Genomic DNA, 25,345 nt, shown 5'->3' with positions numbered 1-25,345 from the left:
CTGGCGTGGTCTTTGATAAGGTCTTGGTAAAGAGTAAAGCGGCAGATTATAGCTGTCGCGTCCCGGGACTAACAGCGGTGACGGGCGGATGGTCGAAATGGAGGGCAATTTGCTGACGTTCAGCCGGGATTAAGCTGCAAATTGTTATCATCACGACTCAATCAGCCCTGATAAACGTCGTTCATCATGTCCAACCTGACTGTTCGAGCATCCGCTGCGAGCCTGCCCACGGGCCTGCCGGACGCGTTTTTCGACCGCGACGCGCAAATTCTGGCTCGGGATTTACTGGGTAAAGTCATACGCCATCGGGTCGGCGACCTGTGGCTCAGCGCCCGAATCATCGAGACCGAAGCCTATTACCGCGCGGAAAAAGGCAGCCACGCGTCCCTCGGCTACACAGAAAAGCGTAAGGCTTTGTTTCTGGGTGGCGGCCACATCTATATGTATTACGCCCGGGGCGGCGATTCCCTTAATTTCAGCGCCCAAGGGCCCGGTAACGCCGTGCTGATCAAGTCCGCCTACCCGTGGGTCGATGAATTGAGCGGGCCGGCCAGCCTGGCACAGATGCTATTGAACAATCCCGACGCCCAGGGCCACCCTCGCCCGTCACAAAAACTCTGCGCCGGGCAAACCCTGCTCTGCAAGGCACTGGGCCTGAAAGTGCCGGTGTGGGACGCCAAACGCTTTGACCATGAAGTGCTGCTGGTGGAGCACGTCGGCCAGACGCCCGCCCACATCATCCAGACTACACGCCTGGGCATCCCCCACGGGCGCGATGAGCATCTGATGTACCGCTTTGTCGATGCGGCTTATGCGCCGTACTGCACGCGAAATCCGCTGCGACGGGGGCAAACCGAAGGGCGCGATTACATCCTGCTATGAACACAATCCTGTAGGAGCTGCCGCAGGCGGCGATCTATTGATCTTGATCTTTGAAAGGCAAAAGATCGCAGCCTGCGGCAGCTCCTACAGGGGCAACCAATGAAAACGGAGTTGGATTTATGGGCCAATGGCTCGATAGCGTGACCGGTTGGTTGACGGTCAACCCGCAATGGCTGGCGGCGGCAATATTTCTGGTGGCTTTTGTGGAATGCCTGGCGATTGCCGGGCTGATCGTCCCCGGCACGGTTTTACTGTTCACCGTTGCGGTGTTGGCCGGCAGCGGTGCGTTGCCGTTGAGTGAAACCTTGCTGCTGGGCTTCCTCGCCGGTGTGTTGGGTGACGTGGTTTCGTATTTCCTCGGACGGCATTTTCATCAGAACATCCGGCGCCTGCCCGGCTTGCGCCATCACCCGGAATGGATTGCCGGGGCCGAGACCTATTTTCAGCGCTATGGCATCGCCAGCCTGCTGGTCGGGCGTTTTATCGGGCCGTTGCGGCCGATGCTGCCCATGGTCGCCGGCATGTGCGACATGCCCTTCCCACGCTTTATCGCCGTCAGCCTGCTGGCCGGTGCGGGGTGGTCGGTGGCTTATTTGCTGCCTGGCTGGGCCACCGGTGCGGCGATTCGCTTGCCGTTGCCTGAAGGTTTCTGGCCTCAGACAGGAATCGTTGCCGGCAGCATTGCAGTGATGGTCGGGCTGAGCGCCACCAGTAGCTTGCGCCAGCATCGCAGGGCTACAGGGTTAATCGCCGGCATGAGTTTTCTCATTCTGGCAGGGCTGTTCATCGGCTATCCGTACCTGAACGCCCTCGATCAAGGGCTGATGACCCTGGTGCAGGAACATCGCAGCCCGATGCTCGATGAGGTCGCGGTGGTCTTCACGCTGATTGGCGAATTCCGCAACATGCTGCTGTTCAGTGCTTTGCTGGCAGGACTGCTGCTAATTACCCGACAGTGGCGGCAGGCGATCTTCGCCATCAGCACATTATTGTTCACGGCACTGGCCAACACCGCGACCAAACTTTTTTTCGCCCGCCTACGGCCGGAAGTGCTGAGCGACCCTCTGTCCAGCTACAGCATGCCCAGCGGCCATGCATCGGGCTCGTTCGCACTGTTCCTGACCCTCGCGGTTCTGGCTGGCCGCGGACAGCCACCACGCATGCGCCTGACCTGGTTACTGGTGGCCTGTTTGCCGGCGATGGCGATTGCCCTTTCCCGAGTGTACCTCGGCGCGCACTGGCCAACGGACGTAATGGCCGGCACGATGTTGGCAGCGTGCATCTGCGCGGCCAGCCTGTACCTGGTCCAGCGAAGGGAGCCGCTCAAGGCACTGTCACCCAAGGTCTGGTGGCTGATACTGCCGGCGATGATGGCGTTGTTCGCGCTCTTCGTATTGCGCCACTTGCCACATACAATGTTGCGTTATGCCTATTAGTTGGCTGGGAACCCAGTAGCAAAAAACCGCTTCACCATTAAGAGTGAAGCGGTTTTTTATCAGACTCCATTAAAGCTAGGCAATGGCAAGTCCGAACGCTCACGCACGCGATACTGAAAGACAGCAGTATCGGCACTCTTTATTACCCAACCCACAACGAACGCCCTGCGCCATTAAAACTTCCAACCAACAACTCCTTATATCGCTTTCATGCCTACTCCTGCAGGCACGCAAAATATAGCCATTTAACTTAAAGCAAACATATTAGAGATCTTTCAATTTATTTAAAAACGATACCAGCATTACAAATATAAACTAACACACAAGCCAGCCAGTTTATCACAACTACCACCAGCCTTATTCTGACTCTTGCAAGAGGCGCTATTGTTGTGATTGATGGCGGCCGGCGGTATCGGCTCGAACATCCGGCCGGGTCGTTATAAGTGGTGCAAATAACGTAGGTTCCCTGATCAGGTAAACATTTTGTGTCTTTGAAAAAAGCTAAAACATTCAGTCGCATTCAGTCGCAGTTTTGCAGTAGTGCATTCATTGCGGCGCTGGGCTGTTTGTATTAGTTTTTTGAACATCGCATCACGTACCGTGATGCGAGATCTGAAAATCATCCTGAGCTCCTCAAACGTTGCTCCCACCAAGGGTGTTTCTCTGTCGTCAGTCAACAAGGTCCATATGCGAAATGGTGTGACTTTGTTTCATGTTAATTAGTAAGCGGAAAATAAAATGAAAGCAGGAACAGTCAAGTGGTTCAATGATGAGAAGGGTTTTGGGTTTATCACACCTGATGATGGTAGCGCGGACCTCTTTGTTCACTTCAAAGCAATAAAGGCCGAGGGCTTTAAAAGCCTTAAAGAGGGACAAAAAGTGACCTTCAAGCCCGTTCCCGGACCAAAAGGAATGCAGGCAGAAGACGTAAGTCTTATATAGACACAACCTGTTAATAATAACTGATTTTCGGGCAAGCCCTGCGCCGTTTTTTTGTGGGAGCTGGCTTGCCTTTGGAGGAGACATGAAAGAATGGAGTCAAAATAATTCTGCTGACATTAATACCCCCTCGGAGGAGCTCAATGAGCAGAATGTCTTTTTTTTCCCTCGACCCAGCTGAACTCGAAGCTCTAAAAATCAAGGCTGGCCAAATGGTGAGCTACGATTTATGCCGGGGGGATAATGGTCGGTACTACGCAATCAATCTTGAAGTCGTTGATGAAGAAGAAAGTTAGCAGAGGTGCGCATGCTGTGGCCTTGTTACTGTAGTTCCTGGATGCAGGATGGTCGCACCATTTTTGATAACCCCAAGGGAAGACAGGGAAGGCAGAGTATCGGAATTTTGCCATTGACCCCAAACTGGTTTAATGGCAAAAAACCTTGATTTCGCATCCCACAGATGCCGTAAAATGAAAAAGCCAAACAACACCACCAGAAACCAGGTCGGGCGCATACGTGGTGGTTGTCCGCTGCCGCTAGCCCCATAGTAATTATGGTAATTTACCGCATTGAGTTCTGAAGAATGCTTTCAGGCAAACAACTCGCCCTGCAATTCATCCAGCAACGCCTGAATCGCATCCAGTCGTTGCTGCGGATCATCGAGTTGCAGCAGGTCGATTTTGTCCAGTTCAGCGAAGGGCAACAGGTACGCCAACTGATTGGCCAGTGACTGTTGCCCGGTCGCTTCAGTGCCCATGTTCAAGGCTTCAACCATCGGGTGTTCCGCCAGGGCCTTGAGCAATGCCACCAGGTCGGCGTCCTCGTCCTGCAGTGGCTGCTCCGGTTCGTCTTCCAGCCACTCGACCTCGGCGACGGTCAACTGATCGCGCTGGATCTCCGATCGTAATACATGGAAACGCCGTCCGCCTCGAACCCGAATCCCCAACAGGCCGTTGTCCTGTTGATTGAAATCGGTGATCAGCGCTTCGCAACCCACCAGCGCGTAGCCGGCCGGGGCGATCCCGACCTCTTCACCCTCGAGGATGCACACCACGCCGAAACCACCGCCCTGTTTCATGCAGCGGCCGATCATGTCCAGGTAACGCGCCTCGAAAATCTGCAAGTCGAGGATGCAACCGGGAAACAGCACTGTGTTCAGTGGGAAAAGCGGCAGACTCATAGACATTTCCTTTACACCACCATCGACACCGCCAACGGCAGCAACACCGCCGTGGCCACACCCATCAGACTCATCGCCAGCGCCGCGAAGGCGCCACACTCTTCACTTTCCTGCATCGCCACCGCCGTGCCGACAGCGTGGGCCGTCATGCCCAGCGCCATCCCCCTGGCTTCCGGGCTGTGCACGCCGAGCCGGGTCAACAGGGTCGGGCCGAAAATCGCCCCGATCACACCAGTAATCAAGACGAACACCGCTGCCAGCGCCGCGACACCACCGATCTGCTCAGCCACCAACATGGCAATCGGCGAAGTTACCGACTTCGGCGCCATGGTCATCAGGATCATGTGCTCGGCACCGAACCACCAGCCCAGCAGCACGCCCATGCCCGTGGCCACGACACCACCTATCACCAGCGTAGTAAATATCGGCCAGAACAACTGCCGAATCCGTCGCAGGTTGAGGTAAAGCGGCACCGCCAGCGCGACAGTGGCCGGGCCGAGCAGGATACTCAGGATCTCGGTGCTCTTGCGGTACTCGGCGTAGGTCAGACCGCAGCCCACCAGCACGCCGATCACCAGTAACATGGAGACCAGCACCGGTTGCAAAAAGATCCAGCGGGTTTTCTCGAATGCCGCCAGGACGAGCTGATAGGCGCCAAGGGTAATGCCTATGCCGAACAATGGATGGTGAATCACCGACGTCCAGGCGCCGTGCCAGTCGAAGATCATTGGCTGTCCTCGGAGTGAGCGTGACGCTTGACCATGCGCTGCATCAGCACCCCGGCGAAGGCCATCGAAAGCAGCAGCGACAACACCAGCGCACCGACAATGGCCCAGAAATCCGCCGCAATGTCAGCGGCATAGACCATCACGCCCACGGCTGGCGGCACCAGCAACAGCGGCAGGTAGCGCAACAGGCTGCTGGCCGCCAGGTTCAGTGGCTCGCCGACCTGTCCGCGACAGATGAGGTACACCAACAACAGTAGCAACCCCACAATCGGCCCCGGCAGCACGGGCAAAAACAAATGATTGATCGCCGTGCCGAGCAATTGGAACAGCACCAGCCACGTCAGACCTCGTAGCAACATTGTTGATCCCCCGCAAAATCCGTCACCCGCATTGGCCGGGCATTATAAGCATGCCCGCGCTATAGACCGGCATTCGCCAAAAGCATGTTCGGTTGACCGGAGCGTTTGGCCATGTTGATCTAAAGTGGTAAGCCGGGAGGTTAAATCCCCCGCAAGCCAAATCTATAAAACCGATGAACCCAAGGAGAGTCTCAATGCCCTATGTTCCAGTTGCAGAGCTCAAAGATTATGTCGGCAAGGAACTTGGACGTTCCGAATGGCTCACTATCGATCAGGAGCGCATCAACCTGTTCGCCGAAGCCACAGGGGATTTTCAGTTCATCCACGTCGACCCGGTCAAAGCCGCGCAAACGCCATTTGGCAGCACCATCGCTCACGGCTTTCTGTCGTTGTCGCTAATCCCGAAACTGATGGAAGACATCCTCGTCATGCCCGAAGGCTTGAAGATGGTGGTCAACTACGGCCTCGACAGCGTGCGCTTCATTCAGCCGGTCAAGGTCAATTCGAAAGTGCGACTCAAGGTCGACCTGACCGAAGTCACCGAGAAAAAACCCGGCCAATGGCTGCTCAAGGCCACCACCACCCTGGAAATCGAAGGTTCGGACAAGCCGGCATACATCGCCGAACCCCTGTCCCTGTGCTTCGTATAAACCTTCCCGGATGCGAAGCAGCTCATGCTGTTTCGCGCCTTCTCGCGGTACCTCACCCTATATAAGGACACATAGCTGCGGCATACTCCCTCGCCTAATTGCCCGGAATCCGCTATGCGCCCACTTGCACTCCTTGCCTTGACCCTGATGCTCACCGCTTGCGGCGACGGCGAATCGCTTTTGGCCCCCGACGCCCGCCTGCCGGATGGCGGACGCTATCGCGGTGACCTGGTCAATGGCTTGCTGCAAGGCAAGGGGCGCATCGACTACCCGAACGGCAGCTGGTACGCCGGCGAATTCGACAAAGGCCAGTGGCATGGCCAGGGCGAATGGCACGGCAGCAACGGCGAGGTCTATCGCGGGCAGTTCAATCAGGGACTGTTCGATGGTCAGGGGGCACTGACCACCAACGCCAGCAGCTACAGCGGCGGCTTCAAGGCCGGCCGGCGCAACGGCGAAGGCACCCTCAAAGAAAACGGCATGAGCTATCGCGGCGAGTTCAAGGCCGATCAATACGCCGGCCTGGGTCGCCTCGAACTCGAAGACGGCAGCGCCTATCAGGGCCAGTTCGCCCACGGCAAACCCAATGGCGAAGGCCAGCGCGGCGACGGCAACGGCAATCAGTTCACCGGGCACTTCGTCGACGGCCAGCTGGAAGGCAACGGCACGTTCAACAGCGCCGACGGCGACATCTATGTCGGCAGCTTCAAGAACAATCAACTGCACGGCAAGGGCCGCTACGAAAACGCCGACGGCGATGTCTGGCTGGGCCAGTTCAAGGAAGGCTCGCTGAACGGCAAGGGCGAGTTGATCGGCACTGACGGCAGCCACTACATCGGCCAGTTCAATGACTGGCGCTTTTCCGGCCAGGGCCGACTGAACCTGTCTGACGGCAGTTTTTACACCGGCCAGTTCGACAACGACAGTTACCAGGGGCGCGGCACATTGGTGTTGACCGATGGCACCGTGCTCAGCGGCACCTGGATCAACGGCCAGCGCGTACGCGACGCCGAGGGCAAATTGTTGCCCGACACCCTGGAGCTCGGCCTGCTGGCCCAGGGGCGCCTGCTCGACGCAGCGCTGGCCAACATTCCGCCCTCGACCCCGGCGGTGGAACTGTATTCGTTGACCCTGGGCGGTGATGGCAAGCAAAGCGTGTTTCTGCGCGAATCCGACTACGTCGCCAATATGCTCACCAGCCGTTTTGGCGCTTTCGGCCAGATCCGCCTGGTGAACCATCGCGATCACCTCGCCGACCGCCCGATGGCGACTCGGGAAAACCTGCGCCGTGCCGCCCTGACGCTGGCCGAACGCAGCGGGCCGGAAGACCTGATTTTCATCTACCTGACCAGCCATGGCACCAGCGAACACGAACTGGTGCTTGACCAGCCACGCATGGAGTTGGCCGACCTGCCAGCCGACGAAATGGCGGCTGTCCTCGCCCCGTTGAAAAACCGCGACAAGATCATCGTGATCTCGTCCTGCTACTCCGGCGGTTTCATCCCCGCCCTCAAAGATGAACGGACCCTGATCATGACGGCCTCGCGGGCCGACCGAGTATCCTTCGGTTGCTCGGAGGAAGCCAACTTCACCTACTTCGGCGATGCCCTGTTCGCCCAGGCCCTGAACCAGACCGATGATCTGGAACAAGCCTTCAAACTGGCCAAGGCCACTGTCGCCGAACGTGAACTGGCGGACGGTTTCGAAGCCTCCGAACCACAGATCTGGGCACCGAAAACCGTCCTCTCGCATTGGCAACTACTGCGCAAACAGCAGGCACGAAAAGCCCTGCAAAGTGCGTCTATGGAAAGCAAGGATGCAAACAGCAACTAAGCTGAACAGTATCAAGGGAGAAACACTATGTACTTGACGCCTCAGCACGTGTTGCTTGCCGGAGCCACCGGTTTGACGGGTGAACACCTGCTTGATCGCCTGCTTAACGAGCCAACGATTACCCGGGTATTGGCCCCCTCACGCCGGCCCTTGGCCAAGCACCCCCACCTTGAAAACCCGGTCGGCGACCCGGCGGAGTTTCTGCAAGAGTTGAACGGTCGTGTCGACATCGCCTACTGCTGCCTGGGCACCACCATCAAACAGGCAGGCTCGGAACAGGCGTTCCGCGCGGTGGACCTGGACATGGTCGTGGCCTTTGCCAAACGCGCACGGGAGTTGGGCGCAAGGCATTTGATCGTGATCAGTGCTCTCGGAGCCGATCGCAGATCCTCGATTTTCTACAACCGGGTCAAAGGCGAGATGGAGTACGCACTGCGCGCGCAGGACTGGCCGCAGCTGACTATTTGCCGCCCTTCGCTGTTGCTGGGCGAACGCACCGAACCGCGACTGGGCGAGAAAGTCGCCGGCCCGTTGTCACGGCTGATCCCTGGCAAATACCATGGTATCGAGGCCTGCCAACTGGCCCGGGCAATGTGGCGCCTGGCGCTGGAAGAGCAGGACGGGGTCAGGATTGTCGAGTCGGATGAGCTGAGGAAGTTGGGCAAGTAGCCTGTGGTGCCTGAGTGGGTCTCATCGCGAGCAGGCTCACTCCTACAATTGATCTGCGTCGTTCACAAATCCAATGTGGGAGCGAGCCTGCTCGCGATAGAGCGCGAAGCGCTCTCTTACAACCCACCTGTCGCCTGAAAGCTGACCCCGATCACCGTCAGCAATGACAGCGGCAGCAGCAGCGTGTCGAGCAACGCACTGGCCGGCAGGTCGACGCCTGGATAGCTCGGTGCTTCCGCGCCAAAACGGTCCTTGGCGCAGCACCCACCGTTCATCGCGTACAAATCCAGACGAGTCCCCGAGTACACCACCGGCGCGCCCGGCTTCGCCGCATCGAGGGTGCGCGCCGTGGCGCACCCGACCAATTGCAGCGCCAGTACCATCACCAGCAGCTTATTCATCACTGGTCATATGATGCTCGCCCCAGCGCGGCAACATGTCCTGAGGAATATTCAGCAGGTTGAGAATCCGTGCCACGACGAAATCGATCAGGTCGTCGATAGTTTGCGGCTGATGATAAAAGCCCGGTGATGCCGGCAGGATTGTCACGCCCATGTTCGACAACTTGAGCATGTGCTCAAGGTGAATGCTCGAATACGGCGCCTCGCGAGGCACCAGAATCAACTGGCGACGCTCTTTCAGCGTCACGTCGGCGGCACGCTCGATCAGGTTGTTGCAGGCACCCGTGGCGATCGCCGACAAAGTACCCGTCGAACACGGCACCACCACCATCGCCGCTGGTGCGCCAGAGCCCGAAGCCACTGGCGACATCCAGTCTTCCTTGCCGTACACCCGAATCTGCCCGGCGGCAGCGCCCGTGTATTCGGTGAGGAACGCCTGCATCATCTGCGGTTTGTTCGGCAGCGTGACGTCAGTTTCGGTGGCCATCACCAACTGCGCGGCTTTGGAAATCAGGAAGTGCACTTCACGATCTTCCCGCACCAGGCAGTCGAGCAGGCGCAAACCGTACTGGGCGCCGGAAGCGCCGGTCATCGCCAGGGTGATGCGGTCCGGGCCGTTGCTCATTTGAGCGCCTCGGCCAGCTTGCCGTGCAGGCCGCCAAAGCCGCCATTGCTCATGATCACCACGTGGGTGCCCGGTTGCGCCTGGCTCTTCACGCGCTCGATGATGCCTTCCAGCGAATCGCTGACAATCGACGGCACCGTACACCGCACCGCAGTGCCGGCCAGGTCCCAGCCGAGGTTGGCCGGTGCATACCAGATCACCTGATCGGCATCGACCACGCTTTCCGGTAATCCGTCACGGTGCGCGCCAAGCTTCATGGAGTTGGAGCGCGGCTCGATGATCGCGATCAACGGTGCATCGCCGATGCGTTTGCGCAGCCCGTCGAGGGTGGTAGCGATGGCGGTCGGGTGGTGAGCGAAGTCGTCATAGATGGTGATGCCACGGACTTCCGCAACTTTCTCCATCCGCCGCTTCACGCTTTTGAAGGCGCTCAACGCGGCGATGCCCATGGACGGCACCACACCGACGTGGCGTGCGGCAGCCAGGGTCGCCAGGGCGTTGGCGACGTTGTGCTGGCCAGTCATGTCCCACTCGACCACACCCTGGGCGACGCCATCGAACATCACTTCGAACTTCGAGCCATCTTCACTGAGCAGCTTGACCTGCCACTGACCGCCGGCACCGGTGGTTTGCACCGGCGTCCAGCAGCCCATCTCGATAACGCGCAACAAGGCCGGCTCAGTGGTCGGATGAATCACCAGGCCTTCGCTCGGGATGGTCCGCACCAAATGATGGAACTGTCGCTCGATGGCCGGCAGATCCGGGAAGATGTCCGCGTGATCGAATTCGAGATTGTTCAGGATTGCCGTGCGCGGACGGTAGTGCACGAACTTCGAGCGCTTGTCGAAGAACGCACTGTCGTACTCATCGGCTTCGATGACGAAGAACGGCGTATCGCCCAGGCGCGCCGACACCGAGAAATTTTGCGGCACGCCGCCGATCAGGAAGCCCGGGGCCATGCCCGCGTGCTCCAGTACCCAGGCCAGCATGCTGCTGGTGGTGGTCTTGCCATGCGTACCGGCAACGGCCAGTACCCAACGACCTTGCAGCACGTGATCCGCCAGCCATTGCGGGCCGGAGACGTAAGGCAGACCTTTGTTCAGCACATACTCCACAGCCGGGTTGCCCCGGGACATGGCGTTGCCGATCACTACCAGATCAGGGGCCGGATCAAGTTGCGCCGGGTCGTAGCCTTGGGTCAATTCGATGCCCTGGGCTTCCAGCTGAGTGCTCATCGGCGGATAGACGTTGGCATCGGAGCCCGTCACGTGATGGCCCAGCTCTTTGGCCAGAACCGCCATTGACCCCATGAAAGTGCCGCAGATACCAAGAATATGAATGTGCATAGTCGACCTCGTAAAACATGGCCGCAGGTTAGCTTAGGGAGGGGAAAATCGCACCTGATGTTTCAATGGCGCTCAGCGCAAAACCTGTAGGAGCCGGCTTGCCGGCGAAGACAGTCTCCAGACCGCCTTCGCCGGCAAGCCGGCTCCTACAGGTCGACGCAGCAATTACCGAGCGATGCCGTGTTTACGCAGCTTCCGATAGAGGGTATTTCGACTGACCCCCAACTGCTCAGCCGTATGCGTCATGTGCCACCGCGTCTGCTCCAGCGCATTGAGTAACGCCAGCCGCTCGGCATCATCCAGCGGATGCTCTGATGGCTCCTCGATAGCCTGCGCCGCCACCGGCCGCGCCTGGCGAATCATCGCCGGCAAATCTTCCAGACCGATCCGCCCGTCCTCACACAGTGCCGCCAACGTACGCAGCACATTACGCAACTGCCGCACGTTGCCCGGCCAGGCGAATCCCAATAAGGCCTCCCGCGCCGGCCCGTCGATCAACACAGTTTCTGCGCCTGCCTCCTCGGCCAGCAAAAAGTCGAGCAACCGGGATTTGTCGCTACGATCACGCAAGGCCGGCAACGCGACTTCCAGCCCGTTGAGCCGGTAATACAAATCCTCACGGAAGCTGCCGTCCTCCACGCGACCCAGCAAGTTGCGGTGAGTGGCACTGATGATCCGCACATTCACCGCTTCCGGCTCGCCGCCGATCGGCACCACTTGCCGGTCTTCCAGCACCCTCAGCAATCGCGTCTGCAGGGCCAGTGGCATGTCACCGATTTCATCGAGGAACAACGTGCCGCCATCGGCCTGTTGCAACTTGCCGCGCATGCCTTCCTTGCGCGCGCCGGTGAAACTGCCACCGCGATAACCGAACAGCTCGCTTTCGATCAGGCTTTCAGGAATGGCCGCGCAATTGAGGGCGACGAAGGCTTTTTCCGCCCGCTGGCTGGCGTGGTGCACCGCTTTGGCAAAGGCCTCCTTGCCGGACCCGGTTTCGCCGTTGATCAGCAGCGGCACGTCGCGTTCGTAGACGCGCAAAGCCTTACGGAAGTCCGCCTGCAACGTCGCGTCATCCAGGCAAATGCCCGACAGCCGCGGTACTTGTGCAACCTTGGCAGTTGGCACCATCGGAATCGGCAGCGGCCGCCGTGCCTCACCGCGCAATACCGCGAACAGCTTGCGACCATCGCGGGTGCGCAACGGCCAACTGGCGGCGGCATTGGTGCTCGCGCGACCGAGCAACTCATCGAGCGAGCAATCGAAAAACGCCTCCACCGGCTTACCCAGCAAGCCGCCGCGAATATGTCCCAGCAGGTTCAGCGCACTCTGGTTGACCGCGCAAATTCGCCCTTCTCCGTCGAACGCCAGCAACCCTTCGCTGAACAAACCGACAGACTCGGCCTGCAAGTGAAAACGCAACAACCATTGGTTGTCGAAGCAGCGCAGGAAGTAGCAGCTCTCGATCATCTTCGCCGACAGATTGACCAGCGCCATGGTGTGGAACTGGCTTTGCCGCGACACATCGCGCCGCGCCGACGACACGTCGAGCACCGCCAGCAGTTCGCCATGGGGATCGAAGACCGGGCTCGCCGAACAGGTCAGGCCGGTGTGGCGGCCGCGAAAGTGTTCGTCCTGATGGATGGTCAGCGACTGACGCTCCACCAGGCAGGTGCCGATGCCGTTGGTGCCTTCGCAGGCCTCGCTCCAGTCGGCGCCGAGCCAGAGCCCGGCACGCTCGAAAATCTGCCGCTCTGCGGGCGCGGTGACGCAATTGAGGATCACGCCGCGGGCGTCGGTCAGCAATACCGCATGGCCGGCACCGGAGAGCTGCTGGTGCAGGCTGGTCATTTCATTGCCGGCGATGTGCAGCACTTGCTGCAAGCGTTCGCGGCTTTCGAGGACGCGACCATGTTCCAGCACCGTCGGCGCGATGCTCAGGGCCGGATCGAGGTGATAGTCCTCAAGGCAACGCAGCCAGGAACGGGCGATGGACGGATCGCTGCCAGGGCCGTGCAGGTGGGCCTTGCCCTGGGTCACGGTCAATACTTGCTGGGCATGGCGACTCAAATGGTTGTCGTGCATTTCTTATTATTCTCCCCGGGGCTCGGCGTCCCGTGCATGAGGTGATGCCGAGCATCCTCCAGCCTGGCCTGCATTGCAATGCTTGCAAGTCTACCCAGTCACAGGTTGTGCCAGAAGCGGTACAAAGTGTCACGCCGGCTGTACCGAAAGCGTCACAGGCATGTTCCATCCGTCCGACAAAAAATGCGCAAGGCCTTGATTTGCCTGAGCTGCAGCGCACTGGCCCGTCCCTTGCTCTACGCTTAAAGCAAGCGCACATGCGCGACTCCCTATAAGCACAAAAGCAAGGAGAGACCACCATGCGTTACGCTCACCCCGGTACTGAAGGCGCTATCGTTTCGTTCAAAGCCAAATACGGTAACTACATCGGCGGCGAGTTCGTCGCGCCTGTCAAAGGTCAGTACTTCACCAATACCTCGCCAGTAAATGGCCAACCGATTGCCGAATTCCCCCGTTCCACGGCCGAAGATATCGACAAGGCCCTGGACGCTGCCCACGCCGCTGCCGACGCATGGGGTGCCACGTCCGCCCAGGCGCGCTCGCTGGTGCTGCTGAAAATCGCCGACCGCATCGAGCAGAATCTGGAAACCCTGGCAATCACCGAATCCTGGGACAACGGCAAAGCCGTGCGCGAAACCCTCAACGCCGACATCCCGCTGGCCGCAGACCACTTCCGCTACTTCGCCGGTTGCCTGCGCGCCCAGGAAGGCAGCGCTGCCGAAATCGACGGCAACACCGTGGCCTATCACATCCATGAACCGCTGGGTGTGGTCGGGCAGATCATCCCTTGGAACTTCCCGATCCTGATGGCCGCCTGGAAACTCGCCCCGGCCCTCGCCGCCGGTAACTGCGTGGTGCTCAAGCCTGCCGAGCAAACCCCGCTGGGTATCACCGTGCTGGTCGAACTGATCGGCGACCTGCTGCCACCGGGCGTGCTGAACATTGTGCAAGGTTTCGGCAAAGAAGCTGGCGAAGCGCTGGCCACCAGCAAGCGCATTGCCAAGATTGCCTTCACCGGCTCGACCCCGGTTGGCTCGCACATCATGAAATGCGCGGCCGAAAACATTATTCCGTCCACCGTGGAACTGGGCGGCAAATCGCCGAACATCTTTTTCGAAGACATCATGCAGGCCGAACCGTCCTTCATCGAGAAGGCCGCCGAAGGCCTGGTGCTGGCGTTCTTCAACCAGGGCGAAGTCTGCACCTGCCCTTCCCGCGCCCTGGTGCAAGAGTCGATCTACGACGAGTTCATGAAAGTGGTCATGAACAAAGTCCTGCAAATCAAACGTGGCGACCCGCTGGACACCGACACCATGGTCGGCGCCCAGGCGTCAGAGCAGCAATTCGACAAAATCCTTTCGTACCTGGAAATCGCCAAGGGCGAAGGCGCCGAGTTGCTGACCGGCGGCAAGGTGGAAAAACTCGAGGGCAACCTGGCGAGCGGGTACTACATCCAGCCGACGCTGCTCAAGGGCACCAACAAAATGCGTGTGTTCCAGGAAGAAATCTTCGGCCCGGTGGTGAGCATCACCACCTTCAAGGACGAAGCCGAAGCCCTGGCCATCGCCAACGACACCGAGTTCGGCCTGGGTGCCGGCCTCTGGACCCGCGACATCAACCGCGCCTACCGCATGGGCCGCGCCATCAAGGCCGGTCGTGTGTGGACCAACTGCTACCACCTGTACCCGGCACACGCCGCGTTCGGTGGTTACAAGAAGTCCGGCGTCGGCCGTGAAACCCACAAGATGATGCTCGACCACTACCAACAGACCAAAAACCTGCTGGTGAGCTACGACATCAATCCGCTGGGCTTCTTCTAAGCCGACGAATCTGAATCGGGCGTAGGAGCTGCCGCAGGCTGCGATCTTTTGATCTTCGCTTGTCGGTGGCTCCAGTCGTCTGATTGAAAAGATCGCAGGCTTCGCCAGCTCCTACAGGTAAAGCGCTCCAACTCACATACCAAACATAGCCCTGCTGCTCTGGCACGGGCTTTGCGTGCCCGCATCACAGATAAATGCCATACCCGAAAGTCCAACAGATCAAACAATAAAAAAGACAGAGAGGACTTATGACTTCTTCCACACAGCTCAAACCCACACTCGGCACCCTGCATCTATGGGGCATTGCCGTCGGCCTGGTGATTTCCGGCGAGTACTTCGGCTGGAGTTACGGCTGGGGCACCGCAGGCACACTGGGTTTTCTCGTCACCGCACTGATGGTGGCGACGATGTACACCTGCTTCATCTTCAGCTTCACCGAACTGACGACTGCGATTCCCCACGCTGGCGGGCCATTTGCCTATAGCCGCCGGGCCTTTGGCGAAAAAGGCGGGTTGATTGCCGGCATCGCCACCCTGATCGAATTCGTCTTTGCACCACCGGCCATCGCCATGGCCATCGGCGCCTACCTCAACGTGCAATACCCGGAACTGGACCCGAAGATCGCCGCCGTTGGCGCCTATTTCGTGTTCATGGGTCTGAACATCCTCGGCGTCAGCATCGCAGCCACCTTCGAGTTGGTGGTCACTGTGCTGGCGGTCGCCGAATTGCTGGTGTTCATGGGCGTGGTCGCCCCGGGCTTCAGCTTCAGCAACTTTGTGCTCAATGGCTGGTCGGGCGCCAATGAATTCACGATGGGCTCGATTCCCGGTATTTTCGCCGCCATTCCCTTCGCGATCTGGTTCTTTCTCGCGATCGAAGGTGCAGCCATGGCCGCCGAAGAAGCCAAGGACCCGAAACGCACCATCCCCAAGGCCTACGTCAGCGGCATTCTGACCCTGGTGTTCCTGGCCATCGGCGTGATGGTGATGGCCGGCGGCGTCGGCGACTGGCGTCAACTGTCGAACATCAACGATCCACTGCCCCAGGCGATGAAAGCCGTGGTCGGCAACAATTCGACCTGGATGCACATGCTGGTATGGATCGGCCTGTTCGGCCTGGTGGCAAGTTTCCACGGAATCATTCTTGGCTATTCACGGCAGTTCTTCGCCCTGGCTCGCGCCGGTTACCTGCCTAAAGGGCTGGCCAAACTCTCGCGCTTCCAGACGCCGCATCGGGCGATTCTGGCCGGCGGCGTGATCGGCATTGCGGCGATCTACAGCGATGGCCTGGTCAACCTGCAAGGCATGACCCTGACGGCGGCGATGATCACCATGTCGGTATTCGGCGCCATCGTGATGTACATCATCAGTATGCTGAGCCTGTTCAAGCTGCGTAAAACCGAACCGAACCTGGAACGCACCTTCCGCGCCCCGGGCTATCCGATCGTGCCGGGGATCGCACTGTTTCTGGCGGTGGTATGCCTCGTGGCGATGGCGTGGTTCAACACCTTGATCGGCCTGATTTTCCTCGGTTTCATGGCTGCCGGTTACCTGTACTTCCAGCTGACCGCCAAGCAACGTTCCGAGGCACCGGCAGACGCTATGCTCGAAGGTATATGAGATGCACCGGCGCCGGGCCCACTGCCTGGCGCCTGCATTAATGAAGTGCACACCGATTCCCTGTGGGAGCAAGCCCCCTCGCCACAGCTCGCTCCCACAAGGGTCGGTCGTGAACTGAAGACTTGTACATAACAGGAGGCCCCGCCCCATGGCCGTATATGCCCATACCGTCGGCGCCCAGACTTACCGCTTCGACAGCCTCAAGGAAGTGATGGCCAAGGCCAGCCCCGCGCGCTCCGGAGATTTTCTGGCCGGCGTCGCAGCCCTTAATGACGGCGAGCGTGTCGCGGCACAGATGGCTTTGGCCGACACGCCGCTAAGCCACTTCCTGCAGGAAGCGCTGATCCCCTACGAATCCGATGAAGTCACCCGTCTGATCATCGACACCCACGACAAACAAGCCTTTGCGGTCGTCAGCCACCTCACCGTCGGCGGCTTTCGCGACTGGCTGCTCAGTGATGCCGCCGACGAACAGGTCCTGCGCGCCCTGGCCCCCGGCCTGACTCCGGAAATGGTTGCCGCGGTATCGAAGATCATGCGTGTGCAGGATCTGGTGCTGGTGGCGCAAAAAATCCGTGTGGTCACACAGTTTCGCGGCACCCTGGGCCTGCGCGGTCGACTGTCCACACGCCTGCAACCGAACCACCCCACCGACGAACCGGCCGGTATCGCCGCAAGCATTCTCGACGGTCTGCTGCACGGTAATGGCGACGCAATGATCGGCATCAACCCCGCCACCGACAGCATCGCTTCGATTTGCGCCATGCTGGAGATGCTCGACGCGATCATCCAGCGCTACGAAATCCCCACCCAGGCTTGTGTGCTGACCCATGTCACCACATCGATCGAAGCGGTCAATCGCGGTGTCCCGTTAGACCTGGTGTTCCAGTCGATCGCCGGCACCGAGGCGGCCAACGCCAGTTTCGGCATCAACCTCAACTTATTGCAGGAAGGTTACGACGCAGGACTGAGCCTCAATCGCGGCACACTGGGTAAGAACCTGATGTACTTCGAAACCGGCCAGGGCAGTGCCCTGTCGGCCAACGCCCATCACGGCGTCGATCAACAAACCTGCGAAACCCGCGCCTACGCCGTCGCGCGGCATTTCAAACCGTTCCTGGTGAATACCGTCGTCGGCTTCATCGGCCCGGAATACCTGTACAACGGCAAACAGATCATCCGCGCCGGCCTGGAAGACCACTTCTGCGGCAAATTGCTCGGTGTGCCCATGGGTTGCGACATCTGCTACACCAACCACGCCGAAGCCGACCAGGATGACATGGACACCCTGCTGACCCTGCTGGGCGTCGCCGGGATCAACTTCATCATGGGCATCCCCGGCTCCGACGACATCATGCTCAACTACCAGACCACCTCGTTCCACGATGCGCTCTACGCCCGGCAGACCCTGGGGTTGAAGCCCGCACCGGAGTTCGAGCAGTGGCTGGCAAAAATGGGCATCTTCACTCAAGCCGATGGCAGGGTTCTCTTCGGCGACAGCCTGCCGCCAGCCTTCCGGCAGGCCTTGGCGCAACTGGGATGAGCATTGACATGGATAAACTACCCTTCGATCCACACAACCCCTGGCTGGAGCTGCGGCGCCTGACACCGGCGCGAATCGCTCTGGGCCGCACCGGCACCAGCATTCCCACTCGCGCACAACTGGACTTCCAATACGCCCACGCTCAGGCGCGGGATGCGGTGCACTTGCCGTTTGACCATGCCTCCCTCGGCGCGCAATTGGCCGAACGTGATCGCCAGTGTCTTTTGCTGCACAGTGCGGCGACGGATCGCAACACGTACCTGCAACGCCCCGATCTGGGGCGAAAACTCAGTGATGCCTCGGCGCAGACCCTGCGTGATTACGCGACGGCCCATCCGGGAGGCGTGGATCTGGTGATCGTGGTCGCCGACGGCCTGTCGGCACTGGCCGTTCATCGCCATACCCTGCCGTTTCTGACGCGTTTCGAAGAGCAAATGGCAGACGACAGCTGGACTGTTGCGCCAGTCATACTCGTGGAACAGGGCCGGGTGGCCGTCGCCGATGAGATCGGTGAGTTGCTTGGCGCAAAAATGACCGTGATTCTCATCGGCGAACGCCCTGGCCTCAGCTCCCCGGACAGCCTGGGTTTATATTTCACCTACAATCCCAAGGTCGGCCTTACCGATGCCTACCGTAATTGCATCTCCAATGTCCGGCTTGAAGGGCTGAGTTACGGCATGGCGGCACACCGTTTGCTGTATTTGATGCGTGAAGCCTGCCGGCGGCAGTTGTCAGGGGTCAATCTGAAGGACGAAGCGCAGGTTCAGACACTGGCGTCGGACGCGGAGGCCGACATGAAAGCTAATTTCCTGCTCGGCCCGCCGAATGCCTGAACCGCTTCTGCATTGCACATTCGTACCAGTTTCAGGCAGGATCGTTGCGCGGCCGCCAAGGGTTTCCCATCGCCGTCAGAGACGTAAGACAGCCACTTGAAGACGAGACCTACCATGCGGATTATTCAAGCGACCCTCGAACACCTGGACCTGCTGACCCCGTTGTTCGTCAAATATCGCGAGTTTTATGGCTCCCTGCCGTATCCGGACTCGTCCCGGGCGTTCCTCGAAAAACGCCTGCGTCGCAAAGAGTCGGTGATCTACCTGGCGTTGTCCGATGACGACAGCAACAAACTGATGGGTTTCTGTCAGCTTTACCCGAGTTTCTCCTCGCTTTCGCTCAAACGCGTGTGGATCCTCAACGATATTTATGTCGCCGAGGACGCCCGCCGCCAGTTGGTGGCCGACAACCTGATCCGCACCGCAAAAAAAATGGCCAAGGAAACCAATGCCGTGCGCATGCGTGTTTCCACCAGCAGCAACAACGAAGTCGCGCAGAAAACCTATGAGTCCATCGGATTCAAGGAAGACACCGAATTCAAGAACTATGTGCTGCCGATCAGCGACGAACTCTGAATCACCTGCACCTGTGGGAGCGAGCAGGCTCGCTCCCACAGGTTCGGTATCAAGCCATCGGTCTTGTCATGACATTCCCCGCTACAATCTCGACGCGATTTTCACCTCTCGCCTCGTATAATCCCGAACTCCCCGGCTTGTAAGAAAAACTACCCTTATCCGTAGTCTTACGCGAAGTCATCCGCACAGGCCTGCTGAGTCGGGCCGTTACCACAGGTGCTTTCCATGGATTTCAACCCGATCGACATCGTCCTGCATCTCGACGTCTACCTCGACATGCTTGTAACCAACTACGGGGCATGGATCTACGCCATCCTGTTTATGGTGATCTTTTGTGAAACCGGCCTGGTGGTCATGCCCTTCCTGCCGGGCGACTCCCTGCTGTTCATCGCCGGTGCCGTGGCGGCCGGTGGCGGCATGGACCCGGTACTGCTCGGCGGCCTGCTGATGCTGGCGGCGATTCTGGGCGACAGCACCAACTACATCATCGGACGAACGGCGGGTGAAAAACTGTTCAGCAATCCGAATTCGAAGATCTTCCGTCGTGACTACCTGCAACAAACCCACGACTTCTACGACAAGCATGGCGGCAAAACCGTGACTCTGGCGCGCTTCATGCCGATCATCCGCACCTTTGCACCATTCGTCGCCGGTGTTGGGAAAATGCCTTATCCGCGGTTCTTCGCCTTCAGCGTCTTTGGCACTGTCCTGTGGGTCGGCGGGCTGGTGACGCTCGGTTACTTCTTCGGCAACGTACCGTTCATCAAGAAGAACCTGTCGCTGCTGGTAGTCGGCATCATCCTGTTGTCGTTGGTGCCAATGATCATTGGCATGGTACGTAACCGCCTTGCAGGTTCGAACTCCAAAGCCGAATCGCGCTGACACGATGTGGTCCCTGAGCGCCTGGCGTCGCCGGCGCACCTTGGCAAAGCACCCGATTGCCGATGACATGTGGCAACGGGTGCGCCATCACCTGAGTTTTCTCGATGGCCTCAGCGCCGCCGAAGACCAATGGCTGCGCGAAGCCTGCGTGCTGTTCCTCGAAGACAAGCACCTGAGCGCCCTGCCCGGTGTCGAACTGCATCAGGAACAACGCTTGCTGCTCGCAGCCCAGGCGCAACTGCCGCTGCTGCACCTCGGCGACCTGAACTGGTATCAGGGCTTCCACGAAATCATTCTCTACCCCGACGACTTCCTCAGCCCCCAGCGCCATCGCGATGCCAGCGGCGTCGAGCACGAATGGGACGGAGAACACAGCGGTGAAGCCTGGCAACAAGGCCCGATCATCCTCGCCTGGCCCGGCGTAATGGCCAGCGGAGGCTGGGAAGGCTACAACCTGGTGATCCACGAACTGGCGCACAAACTCGACATGCTCAATGGCGTCGCCAACGGCCTGCCGCCGTTGCATGCCGACATGCGCGTCAGCGACTGGGCCAACGTCATGCAAGAGGCCTACGACGACCTCGACCGGCAACTGGAACGCAATCCCGATGCCGAAACTCCTATCGACCCGTATGCCGCGGAAAACCCTGCCGAGTTCTTCGCCGTCACCAGCGAATACTTCTTCAGCGCCCCGGATTTGCTGCACGAGGCTTATCCACAGGTGTACCAGCAGCTGAAGTTGTTCTATCGCCAGGACCCTCTGGCGAGGTTGAAGCAACTAAAGGCGCATGACCCTGTCTATCAGGCACACCAGTGAGCGCCATACGACTTCTGGTGCGTGGCGTCGATCCAGGAATATGCCTATAATCGCCGCCACTTTTTGGTCAATCCGGCCAAGTGTTTTTGGTCAACTAACGGGGGCAACGCCCAATGAGCTACAGCAAGATTCCGGCTGGCAAAGACCTGCCGAACGACATCTACGTCGCGATCGAGATTCCGGCCAACCACGCGCCGATCAAATACGAAATCGACAAAGACAGCGATTGCCTGTTCGTTGACCGTTTCATGGCCACCCCAATGTTCTACCCGGCCAACTACGGTTACATCCCGAACACCCTGGCTGACGACGGTGATCCCCTCGACGTGCTGGTTGTAACCCCTTACCCGGTTGCTCCAGGTTCGGTGATCCGCGCTCGTCCGGTCGGCATCCTGAACATGACCGACGATGGCGGCGGCGATGCCAAGGTCATCGCAGTCCCACACGACAAGCTGTCCCAGCTGTACGTCGACGTGAAGGAATACACCGACCTGCCAGCGCTGCTGATCCAGCAGATCGAGCACTTCTTCGCGAACTACAAAGATCTCGAAAAAGGCAAATGGGTGAAGATCGAAGGCTGGGCCGGCGCAGACGCCGCCCGCGACGCGATCACCAAGTCGGTTGCTGCCTATAAAGGTTAAGAGCGGCCGCGAGCTTCAAGCGACAAGCTTCAAGAAAAACCCTGGTTGAACCAGGGTTTTTTGTGGGCGCTTGATAAGTGCGCTAAACATAACGTTTAACCCTGCTCGATCTTGGTTTTTACTTGTTTAAAATTCCCCAAGAGCGTCTTACATCCCGTCGTAAATTTCCCGCGAAATTTGAACGAGGCGTTTATTCAAACCCTTGTTAGCCGCCAGTAGACTCGCGTTCATGAAAAAGAACACTAGCGGCCCACGCTTCAAGGCTCTCCTCGAAGCAGCGAACATCACGACCACCGGATTTGCCGAATTCCTGGATACGGCTCCGCAAAATGTACATAACTGGTACACCCGCGGTGTGCCCGCCCATTGCATGGAAGAAGTCGCCAGAAAACTCTCCGTCAGCAGCGACTGGCTGAAAACCGGCGAAGGCTCGAAAGATGCCCAGCACCTGCGCCTGCTCGAAGACTCCGGCAACATCTTCGATGCCCAGACCATCCGCGGTGTCTATACAGTCATCGAGCCTGTCGACGTCGAACTGCCATTCCTCAAAGAAGCTGTCACCGCCCCGGGTTCCAACATAACCCACGTTATAGAAGACCCCGAGAAATCCATCCGCCTGCCCCGCAGCCACCTCGATTCCCTGGAAATCAACCACGCCGACGCCATCTGCGCCCTTATGAGCGGCAATAGCATGGGCGAGAAAATTGAAGACGGTTCGACCCTGGCGATTGACCGTGGCCTGACCCAGATTGTCGATGGCGAGATCTACGCCATCGAACATGACGGCATGCTGCGCATCAAGTACCTGCACCGACTACCGGGCAACTCCCTGCGACTGCGCAGCCACAACCGCGCCGAATACCCGGATGAAATCTTCAGACCCGCCCAAATCGAAGAGCAGAACATCAGGGTGCTGGGCTGGGTGTTCTGGTGGTCGACCCTGAACAAACGGCGGCCGGCGCTGCCGTTTCTTTAAGCGCTCCAGAACGCCCATCGGCCGCCCACCCGGGCGGCCAAACGGCTCTGCCCGGCACTTCCCGCTGGGAATTTGCGTCAAACCTGCGTATGCTGCGCCCCACATTTGCGCATCGACCCGCCTTGCGGCTCAGATGCACTGACCTGACAGATGACTTTCTCACCAGGTCCCACAGCCGGACGCAAGATCCGGGTGTACGTTTTGAAGGCTGGCGCGGTTTACCAAAAATGATCCAAGCCAGTCCCCGAGAAGCCGGCCACAAGCCGGCTTTTTAATGTCTAAAAAAGTGATTCGCGAATCACTCAATTTCTTCAGTATTCAGCGCATAAAACTCCTGCAACTTGGCTTGCAACAGTTTCTTGTCTGGCAATTGGGTGTGGTACTCCGCGATCAAGGCAGGCGACAGTGAGCGGTTCAGGGCGTACTCGACGATTTCGTCCTCTTTGCTCGCGCACAGCAATACGCCGAGCGCCGGGTTTTCATGTGGTTTGCGGACATTGCGGTCCAACGCTTCAAGATAAAAATCCATCTTCCCCAGGTATTCCGGCTCAAAGCGCCCGACCTTGAGTTCGATCGCCACCAGGCAGTTCAGCCCACGGTGGAAAAACAACAGATCCAGCGCAAAGTCACGCCCACCTACCTGCAACGGATATTGCGAACCCACAAAGCAGAAGTCCCTGCCCAGTTCGATCAGAAAGTCCCTGAGCTTGTGCAGCAGGCCTCCATGCAAGTCTGTCTCTGCATGTCCACGCTCCAGAGCCAGAAACTCGACCACATAGGTATCCTTGAACACATCCAGGGCCTGGAGATGAATTTGTCGCAGCGGTGCTGACACTTTTGCCGGGCTGACCACTGAACGCTCAAACAGAGCCGCCTTGAACTGACGCTCCAGTTCGCGGCTCGACCACTTTTCCTGGATTGCCATGCGCAGGTAAAACTCACGCTCCTCCGGTTGTTTGCTCTGGTTGAGGATGATCATGTTGTGTGTCCAGGGCAATTGTCTCAGCAGTGCTGAGACTTTTACGTCATGCCTGTACGCTTCGAAAAATTGACGCATACGAAACAAATTAGGCCGGGTAAAGCCCCGCAGTCCGGGCTGAGTACGAACGAGATGAGTGGCCAATCGAGCCACCACCCCGTCACCCCACTCCGCCGCTTCAATCTTGCGACTAATGTAGGCCCCAACCTGCCAGTGCAGCTCAATCAGCTCTGTGTTGACCGCCTGCATGGCGCGTTGTCGCGCGGTCACAATCAGTTGGGTAATTTCGCTGAAAGCTGAATCGAGGGAGGTATTGCCAGGAAGGTCATTCACGTCAGGGCATTTCCATGTCGGTTGGAGGGCCCTCTCAACTACTCCTGATACTGACGCAGGAACATACACAATGTATTTCTGCATGAAACAACACTAATAAGCCTCCATCCCGCCCAGAGAACACGTGCAAAGCAAAAATGGTCGATGCTAAATCCACCCCGTCCTTCCTCTGTCTTATCTGGGTGCAATGATGCTGCTGGCGGTGCTGGGTGTGGTGCTGGTCAGTTGGCGGGGTCGAGGGGTCGATATTGTCCCGCTCGTTTTCACCCGCGAGTCAGGCTACGACCTTTCGAGCCTGCTTTCACAGGCAGATGAAACCCTACATGGCGCCAAGGATCACGGGCGCAATCGTGTGCAAACCCTGCGCAAGTTGTACCTCAACCTCACGGATAGCTGAATGACTTCACCAACGTCAGCTCCCCCACCGCACGCATCGGCACCAGGAACGTCTCCATCTTCTCGCTCGGCGTGCCTTCCTCGGTAATCACCGTCACCTGCGCCGTGGTCAGCGCTTGCACCGCGTCTTCCTGCCCCTCTTCATCACTGCTGTAGCCACCGCCAAAGTAGTTCACATAGACCAGATATTGCCCCTTGATTGGCGCGGGCATGGCGAAGATCTCCGGGCCGTAGCCGGTGGTGACGTCGACGTCGAGCGCTGCGCCGTTGGGGGCGACGCGGTCGCCGTACCAGATGTGGGCGCCGTCAGGGGTGATCAGGTGCAGGTCGAGGTCGGTGTTATCGCTGTCCCACGACAGCAAAACGCGCAACTTGGCCGGGGTCGCACCGCCGCTGCGGTTGAGAAATTGCGTGCGGTGACGTTGTTGGCCATCAGGGCTGCGTACTTCGACGCTGTTGCTGCCGTTGGGGAATGAGAACGGGCGATCGAAGCGGCCGGCCGGGTCGATTTTCAGCGGCATGCTCACCCCGTTGACGATCAGCCGGCCGGGCTCTGTCGACTTCGGTGTGGCTTTGATCTGCCCGCTGATGCGAGCGGTGTTGCCCTGCCCTGCCGGGGTATTCACCGACGAGGCCGGGTAGTTGACGGTCTGCCGGAAGCTTTCCCCTTCGCCCTCAGGCGCGCCGGTGCGCCAACCGCCTGCGGGGGTATCGAGTTTGACGCTGTCAGCCGCCATCACCGATGGCAACGCCACCAGCGAACAGAGAAACAGCAAGACCTGTGGATAACGGAGTTTCAT

General features: G+C 59.0%; 26 protein-coding genes. 17 read left to right on the top strand and 9 right to left on the bottom strand.

Going from position 1 to position 25,345, the window contains the following annotated elements:
- Nucleotides 1-186 precede the first annotated feature (186 nt).
- The 4 genes from AC1DWG_RS11725 to AC1DWG_RS11710 all read left to right on the top strand — a co-directional run bounded on the left by AC1DWG_RS11725 (nt 187) and on the right by AC1DWG_RS11710 (nt 3,553).
- Nucleotides 187-882, top strand: a complete 696-nt coding sequence (locus AC1DWG_RS11725) for a DNA-3-methyladenine glycosylase (RefSeq protein ID WP_477787832.1) — start codon at nt 187-189, stop codon at nt 880-882.
- A gap of 119 nt (nt 883-1,001) precedes the next feature.
- Nucleotides 1,002-2,318, top strand: coding sequence for a bifunctional DedA family/phosphatase PAP2 family protein (locus AC1DWG_RS11720; RefSeq protein WP_477787831.1), 1,317 nt, complete (start codon nt 1,002-1,004; stop codon nt 2,316-2,318).
- A 738-nt stretch (nt 2,319-3,056) separates the two neighbouring features.
- Nucleotides 3,057-3,260: a cold-shock protein gene (locus AC1DWG_RS11715; RefSeq protein WP_477754623.1), complete on the top strand. Its 204-nt coding sequence runs from the start codon at nt 3,057-3,059 to the stop codon at nt 3,258-3,260.
- 140 nt (nt 3,261-3,400) lie between these two features.
- The gene (locus tag AC1DWG_RS11710) at nt 3,401-3,553 is read left to right on the top strand and encodes a hypothetical protein (RefSeq protein ID WP_477787830.1); all 153 of its coding nucleotides are present in this window, start codon (nt 3,401-3,403) and stop codon (nt 3,551-3,553) included.
- Between the two features lie 293 nt (nt 3,554-3,846).
- On the opposite strand, the gene AC1DWG_RS11705 is transcribed toward AC1DWG_RS11710, so the two are convergent.
- Genes AC1DWG_RS11705 through AC1DWG_RS11695 form a run of 3 tightly spaced genes read right to left on the bottom strand, consistent with a single transcriptional unit; the run spans nt 3,847 to nt 5,524 of the window.
- Nucleotides 3,847-4,437: an LON peptidase substrate-binding domain-containing protein gene (locus tag AC1DWG_RS11705; protein ID WP_223460883.1), complete on the bottom strand. Its 591-nt coding sequence runs from the start codon at nt 4,435-4,437 to the stop codon at nt 3,847-3,849.
- Between the two features lie 11 nt (nt 4,438-4,448).
- Nucleotides 4,449-5,165: an LrgB family protein gene (locus AC1DWG_RS11700; RefSeq protein ID WP_477764478.1), complete on the bottom strand. Its 717-nt coding sequence runs from the start codon at nt 5,163-5,165 to the stop codon at nt 4,449-4,451.
- Nucleotides 5,162-5,524 carry a CidA/LrgA family protein gene (locus tag AC1DWG_RS11695; RefSeq protein ID WP_223453604.1) on the bottom strand — a complete coding sequence of 121 codons (363 nt, stop codon included), beginning with the start codon at nt 5,522-5,524 and terminating at the stop codon, nt 5,162-5,164. The genes AC1DWG_RS11700 and AC1DWG_RS11695 overlap by 4 nt, the downstream gene beginning before the upstream one ends.
- 194 nt (nt 5,525-5,718) lie before the next feature.
- On the opposite strand from AC1DWG_RS11695, the gene AC1DWG_RS11690 reads away from it, so the two are divergent.
- The 3 genes from AC1DWG_RS11690 to AC1DWG_RS11680 all read left to right on the top strand — a co-directional run bounded on the left by AC1DWG_RS11690 (nt 5,719) and on the right by AC1DWG_RS11680 (nt 8,676).
- On the top strand, nt 5,719-6,174 hold the full coding sequence (locus AC1DWG_RS11690; protein ID WP_477754620.1) for a MaoC family dehydratase: 456 nt from the start codon (nt 5,719-5,721) through the stop codon (nt 6,172-6,174).
- A gap of 114 nt (nt 6,175-6,288) precedes the next feature.
- Nucleotides 6,289-8,007 carry a C13 family peptidase gene (locus tag AC1DWG_RS11685; RefSeq protein ID WP_477764477.1) on the top strand — a complete coding sequence of 573 codons (1,719 nt, stop codon included), beginning with the start codon at nt 6,289-6,291 and terminating at the stop codon, nt 8,005-8,007.
- A 27-nt stretch (nt 8,008-8,034) separates the two neighbouring features.
- Nucleotides 8,035-8,676, top strand: a complete 642-nt coding sequence (locus AC1DWG_RS11680) for an oxidoreductase (RefSeq protein WP_477754618.1) — start codon at nt 8,035-8,037, stop codon at nt 8,674-8,676.
- 116 nt (nt 8,677-8,792) lie between these two features.
- On the opposite strand, the gene AC1DWG_RS11675 is transcribed toward AC1DWG_RS11680, so the two are convergent.
- From AC1DWG_RS11675 to AC1DWG_RS11660, 4 genes are all read right to left on the bottom strand, one after another.
- On the bottom strand, nt 8,793-9,077 hold the full coding sequence (locus AC1DWG_RS11675; RefSeq protein WP_108216327.1) for a YceK/YidQ family lipoprotein: 285 nt from the start codon (nt 9,075-9,077) through the stop codon (nt 8,793-8,795).
- Complete coding sequence (ubiX, locus tag AC1DWG_RS11670) at nt 9,070-9,702, bottom strand: flavin prenyltransferase UbiX (protein WP_477754617.1); 633 nt, start codon at nt 9,700-9,702, stop codon at nt 9,070-9,072. The genes AC1DWG_RS11675 and ubiX overlap by 8 nt, the downstream gene beginning before the upstream one ends.
- A complete protein-coding gene (gene mpl / locus AC1DWG_RS11665; protein WP_477764476.1) occupies nt 9,699-11,048 on the bottom strand; it encodes a UDP-N-acetylmuramate:L-alanyl-gamma-D-glutamyl-meso-diaminopimelate ligase in 1,350 nt (449 codons plus the stop codon). Before mpl ends, ubiX begins: the two co-directional genes overlap by 4 nt.
- 165 nt (nt 11,049-11,213) lie before the next feature.
- Nucleotides 11,214-13,130 (bottom strand): sigma-54-dependent Fis family transcriptional regulator, encoded by a 1,917-nt coding sequence (locus AC1DWG_RS11660; RefSeq protein ID WP_477764475.1) that lies wholly within the window; start codon nt 13,128-13,130, stop codon nt 11,214-11,216.
- Between the two features lie 299 nt (nt 13,131-13,429).
- Here AC1DWG_RS11660 and exaC point away from each other — a divergent pair, with 299 nt between their 5' ends.
- From exaC to AC1DWG_RS11615, 9 genes are all read left to right on the top strand, one after another.
- The gene (exaC, locus tag AC1DWG_RS11655; RefSeq protein ID WP_477756304.1) at nt 13,430-14,950 is read left to right on the top strand and encodes an acetaldehyde dehydrogenase ExaC; all 1,521 of its coding nucleotides are present in this window, start codon (nt 13,430-13,432) and stop codon (nt 14,948-14,950) included.
- Between the two features lie 248 nt (nt 14,951-15,198).
- Entirely contained in the window at nt 15,199-16,569 is a 1,371-nt protein-coding gene (gene eat, locus AC1DWG_RS11650) for an ethanolamine permease (RefSeq protein WP_477756305.1), read from the top strand.
- A 148-nt stretch (nt 16,570-16,717) separates the two neighbouring features.
- A complete protein-coding gene (locus AC1DWG_RS11645) occupies nt 16,718-18,112 on the top strand; it encodes an ethanolamine ammonia-lyase subunit EutB (protein WP_477764473.1) in 1,395 nt (464 codons plus the stop codon).
- An 8-nt stretch (nt 18,113-18,120) separates the two neighbouring features.
- Nucleotides 18,121-18,945 carry an ethanolamine ammonia-lyase subunit EutC gene (gene eutC, locus AC1DWG_RS11640; protein WP_477764472.1) on the top strand — a complete coding sequence of 275 codons (825 nt, stop codon included), beginning with the start codon at nt 18,121-18,123 and terminating at the stop codon, nt 18,943-18,945.
- 114 nt (nt 18,946-19,059) lie between these two features.
- Nucleotides 19,060-19,521: a GNAT family N-acetyltransferase gene (locus tag AC1DWG_RS11635; protein WP_007990572.1), complete on the top strand. Its 462-nt coding sequence runs from the start codon at nt 19,060-19,062 to the stop codon at nt 19,519-19,521.
- A gap of 225 nt (nt 19,522-19,746) precedes the next feature.
- Entirely contained in the window at nt 19,747-20,403 is a 657-nt protein-coding gene (locus tag AC1DWG_RS11630) for a DedA family protein (protein ID WP_477752885.1), read from the top strand.
- A 4-nt stretch (nt 20,404-20,407) separates the two neighbouring features.
- Nucleotides 20,408-21,220 (top strand): M90 family metallopeptidase, encoded by an 813-nt coding sequence (locus tag AC1DWG_RS11625; protein WP_477787829.1) that lies wholly within the window; start codon nt 20,408-20,410, stop codon nt 21,218-21,220.
- 113 nt (nt 21,221-21,333) lie between these two features.
- On the top strand, nt 21,334-21,861 hold the full coding sequence (ppa, locus tag AC1DWG_RS11620) for an inorganic diphosphatase (RefSeq protein WP_007894323.1): 528 nt from the start codon (nt 21,334-21,336) through the stop codon (nt 21,859-21,861).
- A gap of 229 nt (nt 21,862-22,090) precedes the next feature.
- Entirely contained in the window at nt 22,091-22,837 is a 747-nt protein-coding gene (locus tag AC1DWG_RS11615; RefSeq protein WP_477752883.1) for a LexA family transcriptional regulator, read from the top strand.
- Nucleotides 22,838-23,135: 298 nt separating this feature from the next.
- Here AC1DWG_RS11615 and AC1DWG_RS11610 read toward each other — a convergent pair whose 3' ends face one another.
- Complete coding sequence (locus AC1DWG_RS11610; protein WP_477787828.1) at nt 23,136-24,149, bottom strand: PDDEXK nuclease domain-containing protein; 1,014 nt, start codon at nt 24,147-24,149, stop codon at nt 23,136-23,138.
- Between the two features lie 190 nt (nt 24,150-24,339).
- Here AC1DWG_RS11610 and AC1DWG_RS11605 point away from each other — a divergent pair, with 190 nt between their 5' ends.
- Nucleotides 24,340-24,546, top strand: coding sequence for a hypothetical protein (locus tag AC1DWG_RS11605; protein ID WP_477787827.1), 207 nt, complete (start codon nt 24,340-24,342; stop codon nt 24,544-24,546).
- Here the strand turns inward: AC1DWG_RS11605 and AC1DWG_RS11600 are convergent.
- Complete coding sequence (locus AC1DWG_RS11600; RefSeq protein WP_477787826.1) at nt 24,533-25,345, bottom strand: YfaP family protein; 813 nt, start codon at nt 25,343-25,345, stop codon at nt 24,533-24,535. The genes AC1DWG_RS11605 and AC1DWG_RS11600 overlap by 14 nt on opposite strands.

Source organism: Pseudomonas sp. P4_B3 (assembly GCF_056402295.1).
The sequence above is the reverse complement of the archived record's forward strand: the minus strand, read 5'-3'. Positions and strand labels throughout refer to the sequence as shown.

Coding starts and splice junctions, on each gene's coding strand:
- AC1DWG_RS11660 (WP_477764475.1), bottom strand. CDS start 13,130: ATGCACGACAACCATTTGAGTCGCCATGCCCAGCAAGTATTGACCGTG.
- mpl (WP_477764476.1), bottom strand. CDS start 11,048: ATGCACATTCATATTCTTGGTATCTGCGGCACTTTCATGGGGTCAATG.
- AC1DWG_RS11705 (WP_223460883.1), bottom strand. CDS start 4,437: ATGAGTCTGCCGCTTTTCCCACTGAACACAGTGCTGTTTCCCGGTTGC.
- eutC (WP_477764472.1), top strand. CDS start 18,121: ATGGATAAACTACCCTTCGATCCACACAACCCCTGGCTGGAGCTGCGG.
- exaC (WP_477756304.1), top strand. CDS start 13,430: ATGCGTTACGCTCACCCCGGTACTGAAGGCGCTATCGTTTCGTTCAAA.
- AC1DWG_RS11725 (WP_477787832.1), top strand. CDS start 187: ATGTCCAACCTGACTGTTCGAGCATCCGCTGCGAGCCTGCCCACGGGC.
- AC1DWG_RS11635 (WP_007990572.1), top strand. CDS start 19,060: ATGCGGATTATTCAAGCGACCCTCGAACACCTGGACCTGCTGACCCCG.
- AC1DWG_RS11625 (WP_477787829.1), top strand. CDS start 20,408: ATGTGGTCCCTGAGCGCCTGGCGTCGCCGGCGCACCTTGGCAAAGCAC.
- AC1DWG_RS11685 (WP_477764477.1), top strand. CDS start 6,289: ATGCGCCCACTTGCACTCCTTGCCTTGACCCTGATGCTCACCGCTTGC.
- AC1DWG_RS11720 (WP_477787831.1), top strand. CDS start 1,002: ATGGGCCAATGGCTCGATAGCGTGACCGGTTGGTTGACGGTCAACCCG.
- AC1DWG_RS11630 (WP_477752885.1), top strand. CDS start 19,747: ATGGATTTCAACCCGATCGACATCGTCCTGCATCTCGACGTCTACCTC.
- AC1DWG_RS11615 (WP_477752883.1), top strand. CDS start 22,091: ATGAAAAAGAACACTAGCGGCCCACGCTTCAAGGCTCTCCTCGAAGCA.
- AC1DWG_RS11695 (WP_223453604.1), bottom strand. CDS start 5,524: ATGTTGCTACGAGGTCTGACGTGGCTGGTGCTGTTCCAATTGCTCGGC.
- AC1DWG_RS11645 (WP_477764473.1), top strand. CDS start 16,718: ATGGCCGTATATGCCCATACCGTCGGCGCCCAGACTTACCGCTTCGAC.
- ubiX (WP_477754617.1), bottom strand. CDS start 9,702: ATGAGCAACGGCCCGGACCGCATCACCCTGGCGATGACCGGCGCTTCC.
- ppa (WP_007894323.1), top strand. CDS start 21,334: ATGAGCTACAGCAAGATTCCGGCTGGCAAAGACCTGCCGAACGACATC.
- eat (WP_477756305.1), top strand. CDS start 15,199: ATGACTTCTTCCACACAGCTCAAACCCACACTCGGCACCCTGCATCTA.
- AC1DWG_RS11600 (WP_477787826.1), bottom strand. CDS start 25,345: ATGAAACTCCGTTATCCACAGGTCTTGCTGTTTCTCTGTTCGCTGGTG.
- AC1DWG_RS11690 (WP_477754620.1), top strand. CDS start 5,719: ATGCCCTATGTTCCAGTTGCAGAGCTCAAAGATTATGTCGGCAAGGAA.
- AC1DWG_RS11675 (WP_108216327.1), bottom strand. CDS start 9,077: ATGAATAAGCTGCTGGTGATGGTACTGGCGCTGCAATTGGTCGGGTGC.
- AC1DWG_RS11605 (WP_477787827.1), top strand. CDS start 24,340: ATGCTGCTGGCGGTGCTGGGTGTGGTGCTGGTCAGTTGGCGGGGTCGA.
- AC1DWG_RS11710 (WP_477787830.1), top strand. CDS start 3,401: ATGAGCAGAATGTCTTTTTTTTCCCTCGACCCAGCTGAACTCGAAGCT.
- AC1DWG_RS11680 (WP_477754618.1), top strand. CDS start 8,035: ATGTACTTGACGCCTCAGCACGTGTTGCTTGCCGGAGCCACCGGTTTG.
- AC1DWG_RS11715 (WP_477754623.1), top strand. CDS start 3,057: ATGAAAGCAGGAACAGTCAAGTGGTTCAATGATGAGAAGGGTTTTGGG.
- AC1DWG_RS11700 (WP_477764478.1), bottom strand. CDS start 5,165: ATGATCTTCGACTGGCACGGCGCCTGGACGTCGGTGATTCACCATCCA.